Below are 17,089 nucleotides of genomic sequence, written 5' to 3'. Positions count from 1 at the left end.
GTAAATCGATACAATTAAAAAATAGATTATAAATACTGCATAATCTGCAAATTCGAGACTTGAGCTCATAAGAAATTTGTTTTTTAGTTGGTTAATGATAGTTTATAGAATATTAATTTTTCTCATAACAGTTTCGATTCATAAATCTTTTAAAACTTTAGAATTCCTTTAAAATTCCAAATATTAAATAGCGCATATATTTTAATAAGAACTATTTTTTACGAAAAACGAAATCCAAAAGTAAAATAAAAAAACTTATTTCCATCATTTTTTTAAGTGTTAAAAAAACATTTGTAAACCACACCAAAAATAAAACACTGTAAAACAATAATTTACACAATAAAAATTATTCGTATATTTTCTAATTATCCCTGTAAAATGAATATTAATACGATGCTTTTTCGAAAAATCAAATTAAATAAGACACTTTAAACATCCTTTATAATCAGATACTAATAAAGCATTTGGACTTCTTTTATACCATATTCAGCAAAACTATCATCTTCTAATAACAGAATTAATTTTCCTGCTGCAGAAACTCCTGTAATGATTCCCATAAAAGATTTTTCTTTAACTTTAAAAGGCATTGGAACACCCTTTTTAAACAAAATTCTTAAGTAATTACTCCATAATTCCTGAGAATTTGAATGAATTTCTAATAAATTTTCTTTTAATTGTTCAACGATTAGAACTAATAATTCTTCTTTATTAAAAACAGCATCAGCAACTACAGCCATTGAAGAAGCTTTAGGCAAATCATCAAAATTAGTCTGATTAACGTTTAAACCTATCCCTATTATTGAAGATATATGACCGCCGGTTTTAAAAGTATTTTCTATCAAAATACCGCCAATTTTAAAATTAGCTGACATAATGTCGTTTGGCCATTTTACACTTAAATTTTTAATATCGAAAGTTTTCAGTACCTGAACGATTGCTAATGCTGTTGCAATGTTAAGTTGATAAATACCATTTGGATTTAAAACAACATCTTTCAAAAAAACACTCATTATTAAGTTTTTAGATGCCTCGGTATTCCAAACCGATCCCATTTGACCTCGCCCTTTAGTTTGATTTTCAGCACTGACTACGGTGAAATTTTGTAATTCCTGCGTAAGTGACAGCCCTTTTAGGAAATCGTTTGTAGAATCTATGGCATTGAGTTTGATTAGTTTCATTAGCAATTATTTTTGTAACATAATTTAATATTATGTTAAGGTTCAAAAATAATCACAAAAAATGGTAACTTTACACCCTTATTATAAAAATAATTCATGGCAAAAAAGACTGTAAATAATGATGACCTACTGGCAAACATTATCAAAGGAATAGAAGAAGTAAAAGGAAATGATATAGATATTCTCGATCTTAGAGAAATTGACAGCGCAGTTTGCGACTATTTTGTTATCTGCAACGGAAATTCAAATACGCAGGTTAACGCAATTGTTAACTCCATTCAAAAAGTAGTTTCAAAAGAAATTAAAGATAAACCCTGGCATGTTGAAGGAACTGATAATGCTGAATGGGTACTTATGGACTATGTTAATATCGTTGTTCACGTTTTTCAAAAACAAATTAGAGAATATTACAATATCGAAAGCTTGTGGGGTGATGCAAAAATTACTACAATTGCAAATAAATATTAAAGTAAGATAAAAGATAATGGCAAAAGACAATAATCCAAATCCTAATAAATTCAAAATAAGTCCATGGTTAGTATACACTGCCATTTTACTTATTTTTCTGTTTATCAGCTTCATAACAGGAAGTTCCAGTTTACAGGAACCGGCTCAGTTAAAATCGTCTAACATAGATAGTATGTTAACCAAAGGCGAAATTAAAAATGTTATCATTTTTAACAATAAAGATGCTGAAATATACCTTTCGGAAAAAGGATTAAAAGATCCTGCAAATAAAAAAGTCGCTAAAGACATATTTGACAGACCAAATAAAGGACCGCATTACACCACTAAATTTGGTGATTTAAAATCTTTTCAGGAAAAACTGGATGCTGCTAAAGCTGAAAAAAAACTTGTTGATTACGATTTCAAAGAAGCCAGTAACTGGTCAGATATTATTATCAGTTTACTTCCGGTAATTATTATAATTGGGGTATGGATTTTTATTATGCGTAAAATGTCAGGTGGTGGCGCAGGCGGTGGAGGACAAATTTTCAATATCGGAAAATCTAAAGCCAGACTTTTTGATGAAAAAAATGATGTTAAAACCACGTTTAAAGATGTAGCCGGACTGGAAGGTGCAAAAGAAGAAATTCAGGAAATTGTAGAATTCCTTAAAAACCCGGAAAAATTCACTAATCTTGGAGGTAAAATTCCTAAAGGAGCTTTACTTGTAGGGCCTCCGGGAACCGGAAAAACCTTATTGGCTAAAGCGGTTGCAGGTGAAGCACAGGTTCCTTTTTTCTCCTTATCAGGTTCTGATTTTGTTGAAATGTTTGTAGGTGTTGGAGCTTCACGTGTACGCGATTTATTCAAACAGGCTAAAGAAAAATCACCAGCAATTATTTTTATAGACGAAATTGACGCTGTAGGTAGAGCCCGCGGAAAAAACAATATGTCAGGTGGTAATGATGAGAGAGAAAACACTTTAAATCAATTGCTGACAGAAATGGATGGTTTTGGCAGTCAGACTAATGTCATTGTTCTGGCAGCTACAAACAGAGCCGATGTATTAGACAAAGCTTTAATGCGTGCCGGTCGATTTGACAGACAAATTTTTGTAGACTTGCCGGATGTACGCGAACGTGCAGAAATTTTTCAGGTTCATTTAGCTCCATTAAAAAAAGTAGAAGGTTTAGACTTAGACTTTTTAGCAAAACAAACTCCCGGTTTTTCCGGTGCAGATATTGCCAATGTATGTAATGAGGCTGCTCTAATTGCTGCACGTAATAACAAAACGGCTGTTGACAAACAAGATTTCCTTGATGCAGTAGACCGAATCGTAGGCGGATTAGAAAAGAAAAATAAGATCATTACACCCGAAGAGAAAAAAGCAATTGCAATTCACGAAGCCGGTCACGCAACTGTAAGCTGGATGCTGGAACATGCTGCACCGTTAATTAAAGTAACCATTGTTCCTCGCGGACAGAGCTTAGGAGCTGCATGGTATTTACCTGAAGAACGTCAAATTGTTCGCCCTGACCAAATGCTTGATGAAATGTGCGCTACTATGGGAGGTCGTGCTGCTGAAAAAGTAACTTTTGACCGGATTTCAACCGGTGCCTTGAGTGATTTGGAAAAAGTAACCAAACAAGCCCGAGCCATGGTTACCATCTATGGTTTGAATGATAAAATAGGAAATGTAACTTATTATGACTCATCCGGACAAAGCGAATACAGTTTTTCAAAACCTTATTCAGATGAGACTGCAAAAGTGATAGACACTGAAATATCGGCACTTATAGAAAGTCAGTATCAAAGAGCAATTCAGATATTAGAGGAAAATAAAGATAAGCTAAATCAACTGGCTAATATTCTTATCGAAAAAGAAGTCATTTTTAAAGACGATTTAGAAGCCATTTTTGGAAAAAGAAGCTTCGATAAAAATCTGGAAGAAGTAGTCTCTTAATTAGACTATTGACATAAATTATTTAAAATCTTAATTCAAAACCGCGTTTTGAATTAAGATTTTTTTATCTTTGAACGGTTACAAATAATATATAAAGTACCCTACAAAATATGAGTCTTTTTAGAAAAATTTTCGGATCTAGTATTTCGGCATCAGATGAGGAAAAAGAAAACCAGAATAGCAATTTCTTTCCTGAGAGTAATATATCTGTGGACGAACAATTTATCTATAATTTCAAGAAAAACGGAGGTAAATTTTTATACTGCGAAAATACTCAGGAAGTAAAGGACCAATTTGAAAACATCCTCGAAGAAAATGACTGGTTTGAAAGCGAAGTCCTTAGTTATGATCCAAAACTTTTTGACCTGTTAGAAGAAAACAAACTCAATTATACGAAACCGGCAAACCCTAAATTTTTATTTTCCAGCTGTGAAAACTTGATTGCAGAAGAAGGATCTATCCTTTTTTCCTCTAAACAAATCAAGCAGCTTAAACCTAATGAATTACCTGTTAACATAGTAGTATTGGCGACAACCAGTCAAATTTTAGCTATGAAAAGTGATGGACTTAGTGCTATAAAAAAGAAATACGAAAGAGACTATCCTACAAATATTACAGCTATAAAATATTTTGAAAAAGCAAAAGAAGAAGACTTTACCCAGTACGGAAGTTCGGCAAAAAATCTTTATTTGTTGCTTTTAGAAGATCTTTAAAATGAATGAAACCCTTAAAAGATCAATATCGGGTGCCATCTATATCCTATTGTTGATAGCTTCCATATTATATTCTACCGAAAGTTTCTTTATACTTTTTGGTATATTTTTGGTGATAGCCATAGCCGAATTTTGCAATCTGACCCAAGTCAACAGAATACTCCCGCTAATTACAGGAGTATTATTGTATGGAACTGTTACTTTAATCAGTCATTACAATAAAATCACTACCACAACGATTAATGATTTTTTTGATACTAATATTCAGATTACAGTCAATGTACAACAACTCAATATTGTATTATTAGCTATAACTTTAGTGGTATCGGTTAAATGCATTCTTTTTCTGTTTTATGATAACATTCAAAAAATAAGTACTTCTTCAAAATACCTATATCTTTTTGGATACATCATACTTCCTTTTATTTTTATTACTAAAATTTCATTTGGAATTAAAGATTATAATCCTAAAATCATAATCGGATTGTTTTTAATAATTTGGACCAACGATACTTTTGCATATATTGTTGGAAAATCTATTGGTAAACATAAACTTTTTGAACGTATTTCTCCTAAAAAAACGATTGAAGGCTTCATTGGCGGGATTCTTTTTGCCATATTAGCGGGTTATTTGATTTCAAAATATTACATTCGCCCTAACCCTCAATTCAGCAGCCAGTCTATTTTAATCTGGACTTCGATTGCTGCAATTGTAGGTGTTTTTGGAACCATTGGCGACTTGGTAGAATCCAAATTCAAAAGAATTGCCGGGGTTAAAGACAGCGGAAATATTATGCCTGGGCACGGAGGTGTACTAGATAGACTAGATAGTGTTATATTTGTAGCACCAATTATATTTTTATTTTATCAAATTTTAAATTATGTTTCATAAAGAAGGAACCAAGACTATTTTACTGGGAATTATTTTTACTGCTTTAGTACTATTAATTTCTGACTATTTTGTTGATATAATCTGGCTTAAAAAAGGATTACAAATTTTTGCTTTTTTTATTCTTGTTATCATTTTACAATTCTTCAGAAATCCAAAAAGAGCTGTAGATATTAACGAAACCCAGATTCTCGCTCCTGTAGATGGAAAAGTTGTGGTAATTGAAGAAGTATATGAAGGAGAATATTTTAAAGACAAACGGTTACAGGTTTCTATTTTTATGTCTCCTATAAATGTTCACGTAACCCGATATGCGATGAGCGGAATTATAAAATTCAGCAAATACCATCCTGGGAAATTTTTAGTTGCCTGGCACCCGAAAGCAAGCGAAGAAAATGAAAGAACAACGGTGGTTATAGAAAACAATACTTTTGGTGCTGTTTTATACCGCCAGATTGCGGGAGCCTTAGCTAAAAGAATTGTTAATTATGCACAGGAAGGGATGCAGGTAGTTCAGGGTACAGATGCCGGTTTTATAAAATTTGGTTCCAGAGTCGATTTATTTTTACCTTTAGGTACTCCGGTTAATGTAGTTTTAAATCAAAAAGTAATTGGAGGAAAAACTATTATTGCAATAAAAAAGTAATGACTGAAAAAGATTTAGATACCCGTTTTAATGAAGCTGTAAAAAAAGCTTCTAAAATGACTCAGGCATCTCTCCCTCAGGATGTCCAATTAAGACTATATGCTTTTTACAAACAGGCAACCATTGGCACAATGGAAATTAGGCAAACTTCCAATTTTCATTTAAGAGATGCTTTTAAAATAAATGCCTGGATGCAAATCAGTCATATTTCTGCCGAAGAAGCCAAAGAAAACTACATAGCAATTATTAATTCTCTTTGAAACATAAGAAGCAATACAATGAAAAAACTTTTTTTAACAGCAACATCTCTCTTATTTTTTAGTTTTTTTATTTCATGTAATAAGAAAAAACTAATTGAAGTGGTTGAAGTTCCGTTACCCACAGCTCAGGAAAAAGTAACTATTGGGTTTCCTGATGATGTAAAAGCAGCTCCCGGTTCTTTTTTATTAGAAAAACTACCTTATTCTTATGATGCATTAGCACCCACAATTTCTCCGCTTACTTTAGAAATGCATTATTCCAAACATTATCTGACTTACACTAATAATCTTAATACGGCAATTGCAGGAACAGAATATGAGAATTTAACTATAGAAGAAATTCTGACCAAACTTGATATCAATGATACAGAACTAAGAAACAATGCCGGAGGTTTTTATAACCATTCCCTGTATTGGAAATCAATGGCACCTAATGCCGGTGGAAATCCTACAGATACAATTGCAGCTGTTATAAACAGAGATTTTGGTTCTTATAATAATTTTAAAACCGCGTTTAAACAGGAAGCGACAAAACAATTTGGCTCAGCCTGGGTTTGGTTAATTGTAGATAAAGCAGGTAAACTTAAAATTACCAGTTCTCAAAACCAGGATAATCCTCTGATGAAAAATGCTGCTGTACCAGGCACCCCTATTTTAGCTTTAGATCTTTGGGAGCATGCGTATTATTTGGGACATCAATACCGCCGAAGAAGTTATATAGAATCCTTTTTTAATGTTATCAATTGGGAAAAAGTAAATGAAAACTATCGCAATACTTTTATCAGAAAAAGGTACTAGCAAATTCTTTAATTCTATAAACTTAAAGCTGATGAGTATTTCATCAGCTTTTTTCAATTAAATCAAAGCGAATAATTCCCCCGCTTCTACTTTTAAAATCATAAATAAATAGTAATATTTATTGGGATTGTTTCCTTTTTCATAAATTTGACAAAAATATATACCCTTGAATAAATCACTGTTTGTCATCTGTTTTGCTCTGTTTTTACTTACTTTTATGAATGTAAGTGCGCAAACACCTAAAAAAATAATCGTTGAGCATTCTGATTTTGCCGATGTAAATCAGGCCGAAATGCCCGATGCTTTTTTACTGACCGGAAATGTAGTTGTAAACCATGACGGAGTCGTTTTAACCTGTAATAAAGCCTATTATTTTCAAAAAGAAAATTACATTAAAGCCTTTGGAAATGTACAATTAGTACAAGGGGATACTCTTTATTTAAATAGTAAATATGCCGAATATAACGGAAACGTAAAAAAAGCATTTGCCACAGGTGATGCCGTGATGACTTCTCCTGATGCGACTTTAAGTACAGACACCATAAATTTTGACCGTAATGTTCAGGAAGTTTTTTACAATACTAAAGGAACCATTGTAAACAAAGAAAATACACTGGTAAGTAAATCCGGCAGGTATTTTGTTGCCGAAAAAAAATTCAAATTTTTAACCGAAGTTGTGGTAACAAATCCAAAATATGTCATCAAATCGAATCATTTAGATTATTACAGCAATTCCGGGCATTCTTATCTTTTTGGCCCTTCAACGATAACAAGTGCAGCCAACTTTATTTATACTGAAAAAGGATTTTATGACTCTAAAAAAAATCTCGCCCATTTTCTTCGGAAATCGTATATTAAATATGACAACCGACTTATAGAAGGAGACAGTTTGTATTATGACAGAAATCAGGAATTTGCATCGGCTACGCGAAATGTAAAAATTACCGATTCTATTAACAGAGGCGTTGTAAAAGGCCATTATGCCGAAATTTTCCAAAAGAAAGATTCGATGTATGTAACCAAAAGAGCCGTTGCTGTTAATTTTGTCGAAAATGACTCTGTTTATATCCATGGAAAAAAACTGATGGTAACCGGAAAAGAAGGAAACCGAATTATCCGGGCTTTTAATAATGTCCGTTTTTTTAAAGTTGACATGAGCGGAAAATGTGATTCCATTCATTCGAGTTCCAAAACAGCACTCACAAAACTCATTGGAAACCCTATTCTCTGGAACGGTGAAAGCCAGATAACCGGAGATATCATGCATCTTATTGGAGATAATAAAACACAAAAACTAGACTCGCTCAAAGTACTCAACAATACTTTTATTATTTCTAAGGATACACTGGGAACAGGCTACAATCAAATAAAAGGTTTGAATCTTTATGGTAAATTCCTCGAAGGAAAACTCCATGATGTTGATATTGTTAAGAATGCCGAAGTGATTTATTATATGCGAAATGACGATCAGGAACTCATTGGAATCAATAAAAATGTAAGTAGTAAAATCAACATTCTTTTTGATAAAAACGCCATTGAGACCATCACTTTTTTCCAACAGGTAGACGGTGATATTTTCCCTGAAGACGAATTAGACGAGCATGACAGGAAATTCAGGGGTTTTAATTGGCGTGGAGACGAAAGAATAAAATCAAAAGATGATATCTTTCCCGAAGAGGAAAATCAATACAACGACAAGATGATTGAAGAGACTAAAAAAGAAGCCGCTGAAGAAAATGTTCCAATGAAAGTCAGAAAAGAAACTTTAGACTACGATAAAAAGAAGAAAAAGAAATAGCTAGTTAGTATCTAGTCCTTAGTTTTCAAAACTTGGTTATTAGTCTTTTCAGTTTTAAATTTAATAGTTTTTAAAGCTTAGAAACTAATGACTGGCGATTAAGAACTTAAGAAATAAAAAATGAACTCAGATTTTATAAAATATCAGGCACAAACTTCTCCATACCCTTTAGGAATGGAAGTTTCACATGCCATAGGTTCTTATATCTACGACATCAATAATAAAAAGTATTTAGATTTTGTAGCCGGAGTTTCGGCTTGTACCTTAGGGCATCAGCATCCGGGAGTTAATCAGGCGATAAAAGACCAATTAGACAAATATTCGCATGTGATGGTTTATGGAGAATATTCGCAAAGCCCAGCCGTAGAATATTGCAAACTGATGGCTTCCCTTCTACCCGCTCCATTAGACAAGACCTATTTAGTAAATTCAGGTACTGAAGCCATTGAAGGTTCGTTAAAATTAGCCAGAAGAGTTACCGGCAGAAGCCAGTTAATTTCCTGCCTTAATGCCTATCACGGAAACACCATGGGCTCTATGAGCGTTATGGGATTTGAAGAACGTAAGCAGGCGTTTCGTCCTTTAATACCTGATGTAGATTATATCACTTTTAATAAGGAATCCGATTTAGAAAAAATAACCACTAAAACAGCGGGTATTTTACTCGAAACTATTCAGGGTGGTGCCGGATTTATAACACCGCACAATGATTTTCTGAAAAAAGTACGTGCCCGCTGCAACGAAGTTGGTGCGATGATGATTCTCGACGAAATTCAGCCCGGTTTTGGAAGAACAGGTAAGCTTTTTGGTTTCCAGAATTACGATGTTGTTCCTGATATAGTTGTTATGGGAAAAGGAATGGGCGGCGGAATGCCTGTAGGCGCTTTTACAGCCTCATCAGCGATGATGGATTTATTAACCGAAAATCCTAAGTTAGGCCATATCACGACCTTTGGCGGACATCCTGTCATTGCGGCAGCCTGTCTGGCAACTTTAAAAGAATTGATCCAAACTAACCTGATGCAGGAAGCTTTAGAAAAAGAAAAGCTCTTCAGAACACTTTTGGTACACCCTTTGATACAGGAAATCAGAGGAAAAGGATTGATGCTTGCTGCAATGACGGCTGATGCAACAATCACAAATGAAGTGATATTAAAATGTCAGGACAGAGGACTTATTTTATTCTGGCTCCTCTTTGAAGGATGCGCCATCAGAATTACACCTCCTTTAACCATTTCTAAAGAAGAAATACGTGAAGGATGCGCTATAATACTAGAAGTAATGGACGAAGTTATGGCTTCAGCTAAAAAATAAACTCAATACTTCGATTAACTAAATTGCTTTTGTTAATTAAATTGTTCACAATAATTCATTTTTTTCTTCAAAAATAACACTAAGGATGCCTAACTTTAAGCTAGGCCAAATTCTAAAAACAGAAAGTATGCAACTAAGCAACGAAGAAGAAGATTATAACTTATCGCTATCCAAATTTGAGTCCATGTTGAAAACCAACAAAGTACTCTTTTTTGACTCTGAAGAGTTTGAAGAAATTATACTTCATTATTTAGATACAGGTAAGGCCGCTTTAGCTAAAAAAGCGCTTAAATTAGCATTAGACCAACACCCTAAGTCTACAGGCTTAAAACTCGTTCAGGTTGAAATGCTGGTTTATGATGACAAATTGGATATAGCTGAGAAATTACTCAACGAGCTATATGCCATTGAACCGAACAACGAAGAAATTTATATTCAAAAGGCTAACATCTACTCTAAAAGAGACCAACATGAAAAAGCCGTTGAATTACTAAAAATAGCTTTGCAATACACTGATGATTATGCCGATGTGTATAATCTGATAGGTATGGAATATCTTTTCATGGACAACCTTGAATTAGCTAAAGAAAGTTTTATCAAATGTCTTGAAGAAGATATTGAGGATCAATCTGCTTTATACAATGTTGTGTACTGCTTTGAATTCTTAGATCAAAATGAAGAAGCCATAACCTATCTGGATCATTATATTGATAAAAATCCTTATAGTGAAATTGCCTGGCATCAAAAAGGACGCTTGCATTACGGACTTAAAGATTATGAAAATGCTATTCGTGCCTTTGATTATGCTACACTCATTGACGACGAATTCTTAGGAGCTTTTATGGAAAAAGCAAAGGCATTAGAACGTTTAGAAAAATATGATGAAGCTATAGAAAGTTACAAAAGAACTATCGAATTAGACGATGCGACTTCGTATGCTTTGCTTCGAATAGGTAAATGTTATGAAAAGTTAGGAAATAAAGTATTAGCTCTTAAATTCTACAACGAAACAGTGCATGAGGATCCGTTATTGGATAAAGGATGGATAGCTATTACGGATTTTTATTTGCGAGAGCAAAATTACCAAAAAGCGCTTTTCTATGTCAATAAAGCCTTAGCAATTGACAATCAAAATCGTTTTTACTGGAAAAGATATGCTAGTATCAACAGGCATATGAACTTTTTTGAAGAAGCTGAATTTGGTTTCAGAAAAGCAGTCGAATTTGGAGATACTGAACTAGACACCTGGTTGTTTTGGGTTGATATTTTACAATTTTTAGGCGAATTTGAAAGTGCTATCCATACGCTGTTGCAGGCAGCTGATTATTTCCCGGAAGAAAATGAAATAGAATACCGTCTGGCTGGTCTTTATTTTATGATTCAGGACAACAGAAAAGCTAAATTCCACTTAAGTAATGCACTCCGTTTGAATTTTGACAATTACATCCTCATTGAGGATTTATTTCCAGTGGTTTGGTCAAAAAAAATGGTGCAAAATTATATCGAAAAACATAAAAAATAATAATGACCCAAAATTCAAGAAAGCGCTTCGGTTTACTGGGGCGTAATATCAGTTATTCCTTTTCTAAAGGACATTTTACAACTAAATTTGAAAAAGAAAAATACCAGGGATATACCTATGAAAACTTTGATATTCAGGAAATATCAGCATTTCCTGAAATCATTAAAAACACAGAACATTTAAAAGGTCTGAATGTTACCATCCCTTACAAAGAGGAAGTTATTCCCTATTTAGACAAATTATCTAAAAAAGCAACTAAAATTGGTGCTGTAAACACCATTAAAATTACTAAAAAAGGAAAACTTAAAGGATACAATACTGATTATTTCGGTTTTTTAAAATCTCTAAAACCCTTATTGCAGCCGCATCATAAAAAAGCATTAATCCTGGGAACAGGCGGTGCTTCTAAAGGAGTTGCTTTTGCATTAGAGGAACTGGGAATTGAGTATACTTTTGTTTCCAGAAAAGCCTCTGAAAAAGCCATTGATTACAGTCAGCTGAATGCAGATGTTTTTAAAGAATACCAGATCGTAATCAACTCAACACCTATTGGAACAAGCCCAAATATTGAAGCCTGTCCTGAGATTCCTTATGAATTCTTTACAGAGCAACATATTGCTTACGATTTAATTTACAATCCGGCTGAAACACAATTTCTAAAAAATGCCAAAGAAAAAGGAGCACAAATAAAAAATGGATTAGACATGCTTATTTTTCAGGCTGAAAAAGCTTGGGAAATCTGGAATAAATAATATCCAACATGAATTTCCTCTGTTCTCATTACTGCTTAGTCGAAATCGTAGAACAAAATTTAAATAATCATTATTCAAGGGGAGGCTTTCTAGCCGCCCCTTGACTTTTTAAAAACAAAAAAAATGTATTTAAAAAAACACATCTTATTATCACTGACTCTATTATTGTTATGTATTTCTAATATTTCGGGACAAATAACTCTCCCTAAAATACTGGGACATAATATGGTCTTACAACAGCAGAAAAAAATTCCTGTTTGGGGAACAGCTGCTGCCGGCGAGAAAATTACAGTAACTTTTGCAGGACAAAGGAAGAATACCGTTGCTGATCAATCAGGAAACTGGATGATAAAACTCAATCCTCTGAAAGCATCCTTTCAAGCACGAGAAATGAGCATTCAGGGTACAAATACTATTGTTCTTAAAAATATATTAGTGGGTGAAGTTTGGCTTTGTTCCGGACAATCAAACATGGAATACGCTATGCGTAAATACAGCGACTATCAAACTAAAACCAAAGGCTATCATCCGCCGGAAGATGATTTGAATAACGCTGACAATACAAACATTCGCATTTTTCTGGACCGAAGAAAATACATGGATCCAAGTCCTGAACATTTGGGATGGGACAATGCAATGGGAAAAGCATTGGTGGACTTTTCGGCTGTTGGTTATTATTTTGCAAAAGATTTATACGCTAAATTACATGTACCAATAGGAATGATTTCTGCTGCGGTACCCGGAAGTCGCATTGAACCCTGGATTCAGGCTTCAAAAATGGAAATAGAACCCAAACTAAAAAACGGACAAATTCTGGGCAAATTAAGCAATGATGGTGGCGATGCCGGAAAATTTTATGACACGATGATAGAACCACTCCTTCCATACAGTATAAAAGGAATCTTATGGTATCAGGGAGAATCCAATTGCTTTTTGGGTGAAAACATCAGATATGCCTACAAACTAAAAACTTTAATACAAAGCTGGCGTAACGACTGGAAGGACAAACAGCTGCCTTTTTATTTTGTTCAGATAGCCCCATACAATTATTCTGCTTCAAAAGACAGACCACTTACCGTTAAAAGTCTTCCTGAATTCTGGGAAGCTCAGGCTTTAAATTTAAAGTTAAAAAACACTGAATTAGTCACAATTACTGATTTAACAGATACTATAACCGAATTGCATCCCGGTTACAAATGGGAAGTAGGCCGCAGACTGAGCTTAACCGCCACTAACAAAACTTACGGAATGCAAAATGTAGTTTATTCCGGACCGCGTTTCCAAAAAATGAAACTTGAAAATAACAGCATCGAAATTTCTTTTACCCATACGGGAAGCGGCATAGCAAGTCGCGATGAAAAACCTCTGACCGGATTTACTATTGCCGGAGCTGATAAAAAATTTGTTGCTGCAAAAGCTATTCAGCAAGGGGACAAAGTAATGGTTTCTGCTCCCGGAGTTCCACATCCCTATTATGTCCGTTTTAACTGGAATGAAGCTGCACAGTCAAATTTTATCAATAAAGAAGGACTTCCTGCTGTTCCTTTTAGAACCGACAATCCTTGGGAAAAGCTCTTCTGAAAAACATTTTAAATAAATGAAACTCCTCTTTCGAATTTAGATCAAAAGAGGAGTTTTTTATTAAACGACCTAAACATTTATAACTTTTAACAGTAATTTTAAAAAATTAGATTAATATAGATTTTTTAAAAGCAAATAGAACATGCGAATACTAAAACAATCCCACACTAAAATATAACACACAAGTAACAAACACTTTATACCTTTAACTTATGCTAAAAAACAAAGTATAATTAAAGATAGATACCATGAAAAATTCTGAAGATAAAAAAGAAACTACTGAAAATAAAATTGAGAAAAATTTAAATGAATTAAATTATCCTGCAAATGAGGATATTTACAATCAGGAAGAAAAGGTTAAAAATATTAATTTAGATGCTATTACTACTGAAAATGACAGGGACACAAAAGAGGATACAGGGATCGAAAATAATTTTAATACCGAAAAAGAAAATAAACCCGGGGATGATTTGGACGTACCGGGTAGCGAACTCGATGATGCCCAGGAAGAAATAGGATCAGAAGATGAAGAAAACAATTACTACAGTCAAAGTGATAATAAATAAAAAATTAAAAGTACTTTAAAATCCCGCTTCGGTGGGATTTTTTTATACTACAATTTTGAAAACACAAGGTTTATTAAAAATCCATTATATTTACTATTCTCCAAAAAGAGGTTTTATTCCATTAATAATTATGGCTTATGAAAGAAAAATATTTTTACTACCTGTCTTTATTCTTCTGTATTGTTTTAAATGCTCAGGAAAAAACAAACTATCAATCATTAGATCATAAAAATCCTGTTTTATTTACAGGAAAAACCATTGTGTATAAAGGAAAAACGATTGTGTTAGGTCCAAAATCTTTTTTTATTGACAGGGAACTCACTGATGCTCAGACTGCCAAATATCCTTACATCTATAATTCTGTAAATGAAGCTGTAAAACATCTTAGTGACGGAACGGAAAGTGCACCAATGACATTGTATATAGCTCCAAATGTGTACTGGATTGACAATCCTGATGATCCTGAAATCAGAAAACCGGAAGGAGACGGCAGTGTTCCTTATGGTTTAATTATAAAATGTGAATGGTTAAAATTCTATGGACTTACTGACAATCCTGAGAATGTGGTACTGGCAGCTAATCGCGGGCAAACCATTGGTGCAATTGGCAATTTTACACTGTTTAAATTCTCCGGACAGGGAACCGGTTCAGAGAATGTTACTTTTGGTAATTATTGTAATGTAGATTTAGAATATCCATTAAAACCAGCATTAAACAGAACAAAACGGGCTTCGGCTATTGTCCAGGCACAATTGATTCATTGTGACGGTGATAAAATTTTAGCCCGCAATACGCGTTTTATCAGTCGCCTCAATCTTTGTCCGTTTGTTGGTGGTAAAAGAGTACTTTTCGACAGATGCCATTTTGAATCTACAGACGATGCTTTATGCGGAACCGCTGTTTACCTCAACTGTACGCTGGATTTTTACAGTTCTAAACCCTTTTACTGGACACGCGGTACGGGAGCGGTGTTCCTGAATTGTGATATCCAATCATTGACTTCCGGAAATCAGTTTTTTACAAAAGCTAACGGTCAGCTTGCAGTTATTGACACTCGTTTTGTAGCTAAAAATGATATTTATCTTGGATGGAACGATAACCTGCCTGATCAAACCCGTAATTACCAATACCAGCTAAGACTCAATAACAAGCCGGTTTTTATCGAAAAAAACAATCCTGCTTCCACAGTAAACATGGATACCCTTGCTGTTCTGGATGCTTACTGTTTTAATTATAATAGAAAAACCATTTACAATACTTATAACCTGCTGTCTGGCAATGACAATTGGGATCCAATGCAGATAAAAAACACTGTTTTAGCTGCTGAGAAAGCAAATCAGAAAAAATATACACAGCTACCCACCCAACTTTTGATTACTCCTGATCAGATTTCGATAGAAACGAACAAAAATAAAGCCGTTTTAAAAACAATAGTAAACCGTTTTGGCAATTATGAATTAAAAGGTGAAAAAATAATCTGGTCAGTAGAAGATAAAGACAAACCCTTTGTAAGTTTGAAACCAAATGAAGATGGAAGCGAATGCGAAGTAACTCCTAATAACTACAATGATTCTGTAAAAACAATACTCATTACTGCTAAAACAGCTTCCGGTTTAGAAGCCGTTACTGTAATTGATGTGGCTCCGCCAAAATTAACCAGTCCTTCATTTGCAGAAGCACCACAACTTTCGGAACCAAAGAATGGAACAATTAATCTGAAGTACCAGATTGACAGTTCTTTCAAAGACGAATCTCAAATAAAATGGTATCGCTGTTCAGACCGCAATGGAAAAAATGCTATTGAAATTTTAGTGAGTAGAAACAATATCCCTCTTGTTAATTATCCGCTTACCATAAATGATACCGGCTATTACATTATGGCTACAGTAGCTCCAAAACACATTCGGAGTGATGCCGGAAAAAGTTTTACTGTAATCACAAAAAATCCTGTTTCAGTCGAGGATATTACAACTGAAAAAAACAGGCTTTCCACTAATTTTAAAAATAATTCGACCATAAATCAACTTGCCATTATTCCGGGATTCTGGACATTAGCACCATTTATACAGAATAACGATGCTCCTAATACTAAAGATGCCTGGTTTTATGGAGAAGGGGTTGATGGTGCAAATAATCAAGTGGGACTTTTACAGACAGGACGCAGTGCAAAACTAATTTATAATGCAATTAAAAGAGATTACAGCGACATGAAAATCAGACTTGATGTTACGCCTTTTAAAACGGCCGGTCAGGGTTTTAGTGTAGCGCACATGTATATGGACATACTTATAAAATACAAGCCTGAAACACAGACCGGTTATGCATTACGTTTAATCAGAACCACAAAACACCACGATGCAATAGATGGTGTTTTATTAGCCTATAAAAACGGAATTGCTACTGAAATAAGCCAGGCATTTTCTACCAATGCTTTTAAGGGCAAATGCACTATTACACTGGAAGTAAAAGCTAATGAATTAACTGCAAAAATATCAAACGGGGATTCGGAAATAAAAAAAGCGACTCCGGACGGGGTTTATCCTCAGGCTTTTTTAAAAGCAACTATTGCCCCTGATTCTTCCGGTAGTTTTGGAATACTTTATAACGGTGGCTCGCAGACCATGATTAATGAAATTAATGCCGAATGGAAATAACAGTTCAT

General features: G+C 34.0%; 15 protein-coding genes. 14 read left to right on the top strand and 1 reads right to left on the bottom strand.

All coding sequences use genetic code 11. The features are described from left to right. Positions 1–452: 452 nt before the first annotated feature. A complete protein-coding gene (locus tag ABS764_RS09415) occupies positions 453–1,178 on the bottom strand; it encodes a biotin--[acetyl-CoA-carboxylase] ligase (protein ID WP_408081531.1) in 726 nt (241 codons plus the stop codon). A gap of 96 nt (positions 1,179–1,274) precedes the next feature. Here ABS764_RS09415 and rsfS point away from each other — a divergent pair, with 96 nt between their 5' ends. The 14 genes from rsfS (at position 1,275) to ABS764_RS09345 (ending at position 17,081) form a co-directional block, all read left to right on the top strand. Then, complete coding sequence (gene rsfS / locus ABS764_RS09410; RefSeq protein ID WP_408081530.1) at positions 1,275–1,646, top strand: ribosome silencing factor; 372 nt, start codon at positions 1,275–1,277, stop codon at positions 1,644–1,646. Positions 1,647–1,662: 16 nt separating this feature from the next. Next, the gene (ftsH, locus tag ABS764_RS09405) at positions 1,663–3,588 is read left to right on the top strand and encodes an ATP-dependent zinc metalloprotease FtsH (protein WP_408081529.1); all 1,926 of its coding nucleotides are present in this window, start codon (positions 1,663–1,665) and stop codon (positions 3,586–3,588) included. 110 nt (positions 3,589–3,698) lie between these two features. Next, positions 3,699–4,301 (top strand): lactate utilization protein B/C, encoded by a 603-nt coding sequence (locus tag ABS764_RS09400; RefSeq protein ID WP_408081528.1) that lies wholly within the window; start codon positions 3,699–3,701, stop codon positions 4,299–4,301. 1 nt (position 4,302) lies between these two features. Then, positions 4,303–5,193, top strand: coding sequence for a phosphatidate cytidylyltransferase (locus ABS764_RS09395; protein ID WP_408081527.1), 891 nt, complete (start codon positions 4,303–4,305; stop codon positions 5,191–5,193). Then, entirely contained in the window at positions 5,183–5,836 is a 654-nt protein-coding gene (locus ABS764_RS09390; RefSeq protein WP_408081526.1) for a phosphatidylserine decarboxylase family protein, read from the top strand. The genes ABS764_RS09395 and ABS764_RS09390 overlap by 11 nt, the downstream gene beginning before the upstream one ends. After that, positions 5,836–6,096: an acyl-CoA-binding protein gene (locus tag ABS764_RS09385; RefSeq protein ID WP_408081525.1), complete on the top strand. Its 261-nt coding sequence runs from the start codon at positions 5,836–5,838 to the stop codon at positions 6,094–6,096. Before ABS764_RS09390 ends, ABS764_RS09385 begins: the two co-directional genes overlap by 1 nt. 18 nt (positions 6,097–6,114) lie before the next feature. Further along, a complete protein-coding gene (locus ABS764_RS09380; RefSeq protein ID WP_408081524.1) occupies positions 6,115–6,894 on the top strand; it encodes a superoxide dismutase in 780 nt (259 codons plus the stop codon). 217 nt (positions 6,895–7,111) lie between these two features. Continuing rightward, entirely contained in the window at positions 7,112–8,692 is a 1,581-nt protein-coding gene (locus ABS764_RS09375) for an OstA-like protein (RefSeq protein WP_408081540.1), read from the top strand. A 120-nt stretch (positions 8,693–8,812) separates the two neighbouring features. Continuing rightward, positions 8,813–10,006, top strand: coding sequence for an aspartate aminotransferase family protein (locus ABS764_RS09370; RefSeq protein ID WP_408081523.1), 1,194 nt, complete (start codon positions 8,813–8,815; stop codon positions 10,004–10,006). Between the two features lie 127 nt (positions 10,007–10,133). Beyond that, positions 10,134–11,528 (top strand): tetratricopeptide repeat protein, encoded by a 1,395-nt coding sequence (locus ABS764_RS09365; RefSeq protein WP_408081522.1) that lies wholly within the window; start codon positions 10,134–10,136, stop codon positions 11,526–11,528. A gap of 2 nt (positions 11,529–11,530) precedes the next feature. Then, on the top strand, positions 11,531–12,280 hold the full coding sequence (locus ABS764_RS09360) for a shikimate dehydrogenase family protein (RefSeq protein WP_408081521.1): 750 nt from the start codon (positions 11,531–11,533) through the stop codon (positions 12,278–12,280). 123 nt (positions 12,281–12,403) lie between these two features. After that, on the top strand, positions 12,404–13,861 hold the full coding sequence (locus ABS764_RS09355; RefSeq protein ID WP_408081520.1) for a sialate O-acetylesterase: 1,458 nt from the start codon (positions 12,404–12,406) through the stop codon (positions 13,859–13,861). A gap of 248 nt (positions 13,862–14,109) precedes the next feature. Next, a complete protein-coding gene (locus ABS764_RS09350; protein WP_408081519.1) occupies positions 14,110–14,427 on the top strand; it encodes a hypothetical protein in 318 nt (105 codons plus the stop codon). A 137-nt stretch (positions 14,428–14,564) separates the two neighbouring features. After that, the gene (locus ABS764_RS09345; RefSeq protein ID WP_408081518.1) at positions 14,565–17,081 is read left to right on the top strand and encodes a hypothetical protein; all 2,517 of its coding nucleotides are present in this window, start codon (positions 14,565–14,567) and stop codon (positions 17,079–17,081) included. The last annotated feature ends 8 nt before the right edge of the window (positions 17,082–17,089 follow it).

The sequence above is a fragment of the Flavobacterium plantiphilum genome (assembly GCF_046000495.1).
Taxonomy (GTDB): domain Bacteria; phylum Bacteroidota; class Bacteroidia; order Flavobacteriales; family Flavobacteriaceae; genus Flavobacterium; species Flavobacterium plantiphilum.
Note: the sequence above shows the minus strand (reverse complement) of the source record. Positions and strands in the feature narration are given on the sequence as shown.

Excerpts from the sequence above, each read along its gene's own strand:
- ABS764_RS09415 (WP_408081531.1), bottom strand. The coding sequence starts at position 1,178 with ATGAAACTAATCAAACTCAATGCCATAGATTCTACAAACGATTTCCTA.
- rsfS (WP_408081530.1), top strand. The coding sequence starts at position 1,275 with ATGGCAAAAAAGACTGTAAATAATGATGACCTACTGGCAAACATTATC.
- ftsH (WP_408081529.1), top strand. The coding sequence starts at position 1,663 with ATGGCAAAAGACAATAATCCAAATCCTAATAAATTCAAAATAAGTCCA.
- ABS764_RS09400 (WP_408081528.1), top strand. The coding sequence starts at position 3,699 with ATGAGTCTTTTTAGAAAAATTTTCGGATCTAGTATTTCGGCATCAGAT.
- ABS764_RS09395 (WP_408081527.1), top strand. The coding sequence starts at position 4,303 with ATGAATGAAACCCTTAAAAGATCAATATCGGGTGCCATCTATATCCTA.
- ABS764_RS09390 (WP_408081526.1), top strand. The coding sequence starts at position 5,183 with ATGTTTCATAAAGAAGGAACCAAGACTATTTTACTGGGAATTATTTTT.
- ABS764_RS09385 (WP_408081525.1), top strand. The coding sequence starts at position 5,836 with ATGACTGAAAAAGATTTAGATACCCGTTTTAATGAAGCTGTAAAAAAA.
- ABS764_RS09380 (WP_408081524.1), top strand. The coding sequence starts at position 6,115 with ATGAAAAAACTTTTTTTAACAGCAACATCTCTCTTATTTTTTAGTTTT.
- ABS764_RS09375 (WP_408081540.1), top strand. The coding sequence starts at position 7,112 with ATGAATGTAAGTGCGCAAACACCTAAAAAAATAATCGTTGAGCATTCT.
- ABS764_RS09370 (WP_408081523.1), top strand. The coding sequence starts at position 8,813 with ATGAACTCAGATTTTATAAAATATCAGGCACAAACTTCTCCATACCCT.
- ABS764_RS09365 (WP_408081522.1), top strand. The coding sequence starts at position 10,134 with ATGCAACTAAGCAACGAAGAAGAAGATTATAACTTATCGCTATCCAAA.
- ABS764_RS09360 (WP_408081521.1), top strand. The coding sequence starts at position 11,531 with ATGACCCAAAATTCAAGAAAGCGCTTCGGTTTACTGGGGCGTAATATC.
- ABS764_RS09355 (WP_408081520.1), top strand. The coding sequence starts at position 12,404 with ATGTATTTAAAAAAACACATCTTATTATCACTGACTCTATTATTGTTA.
- ABS764_RS09350 (WP_408081519.1), top strand. The coding sequence starts at position 14,110 with ATGAAAAATTCTGAAGATAAAAAAGAAACTACTGAAAATAAAATTGAG.
- ABS764_RS09345 (WP_408081518.1), top strand. The coding sequence starts at position 14,565 with ATGAAAGAAAAATATTTTTACTACCTGTCTTTATTCTTCTGTATTGTT.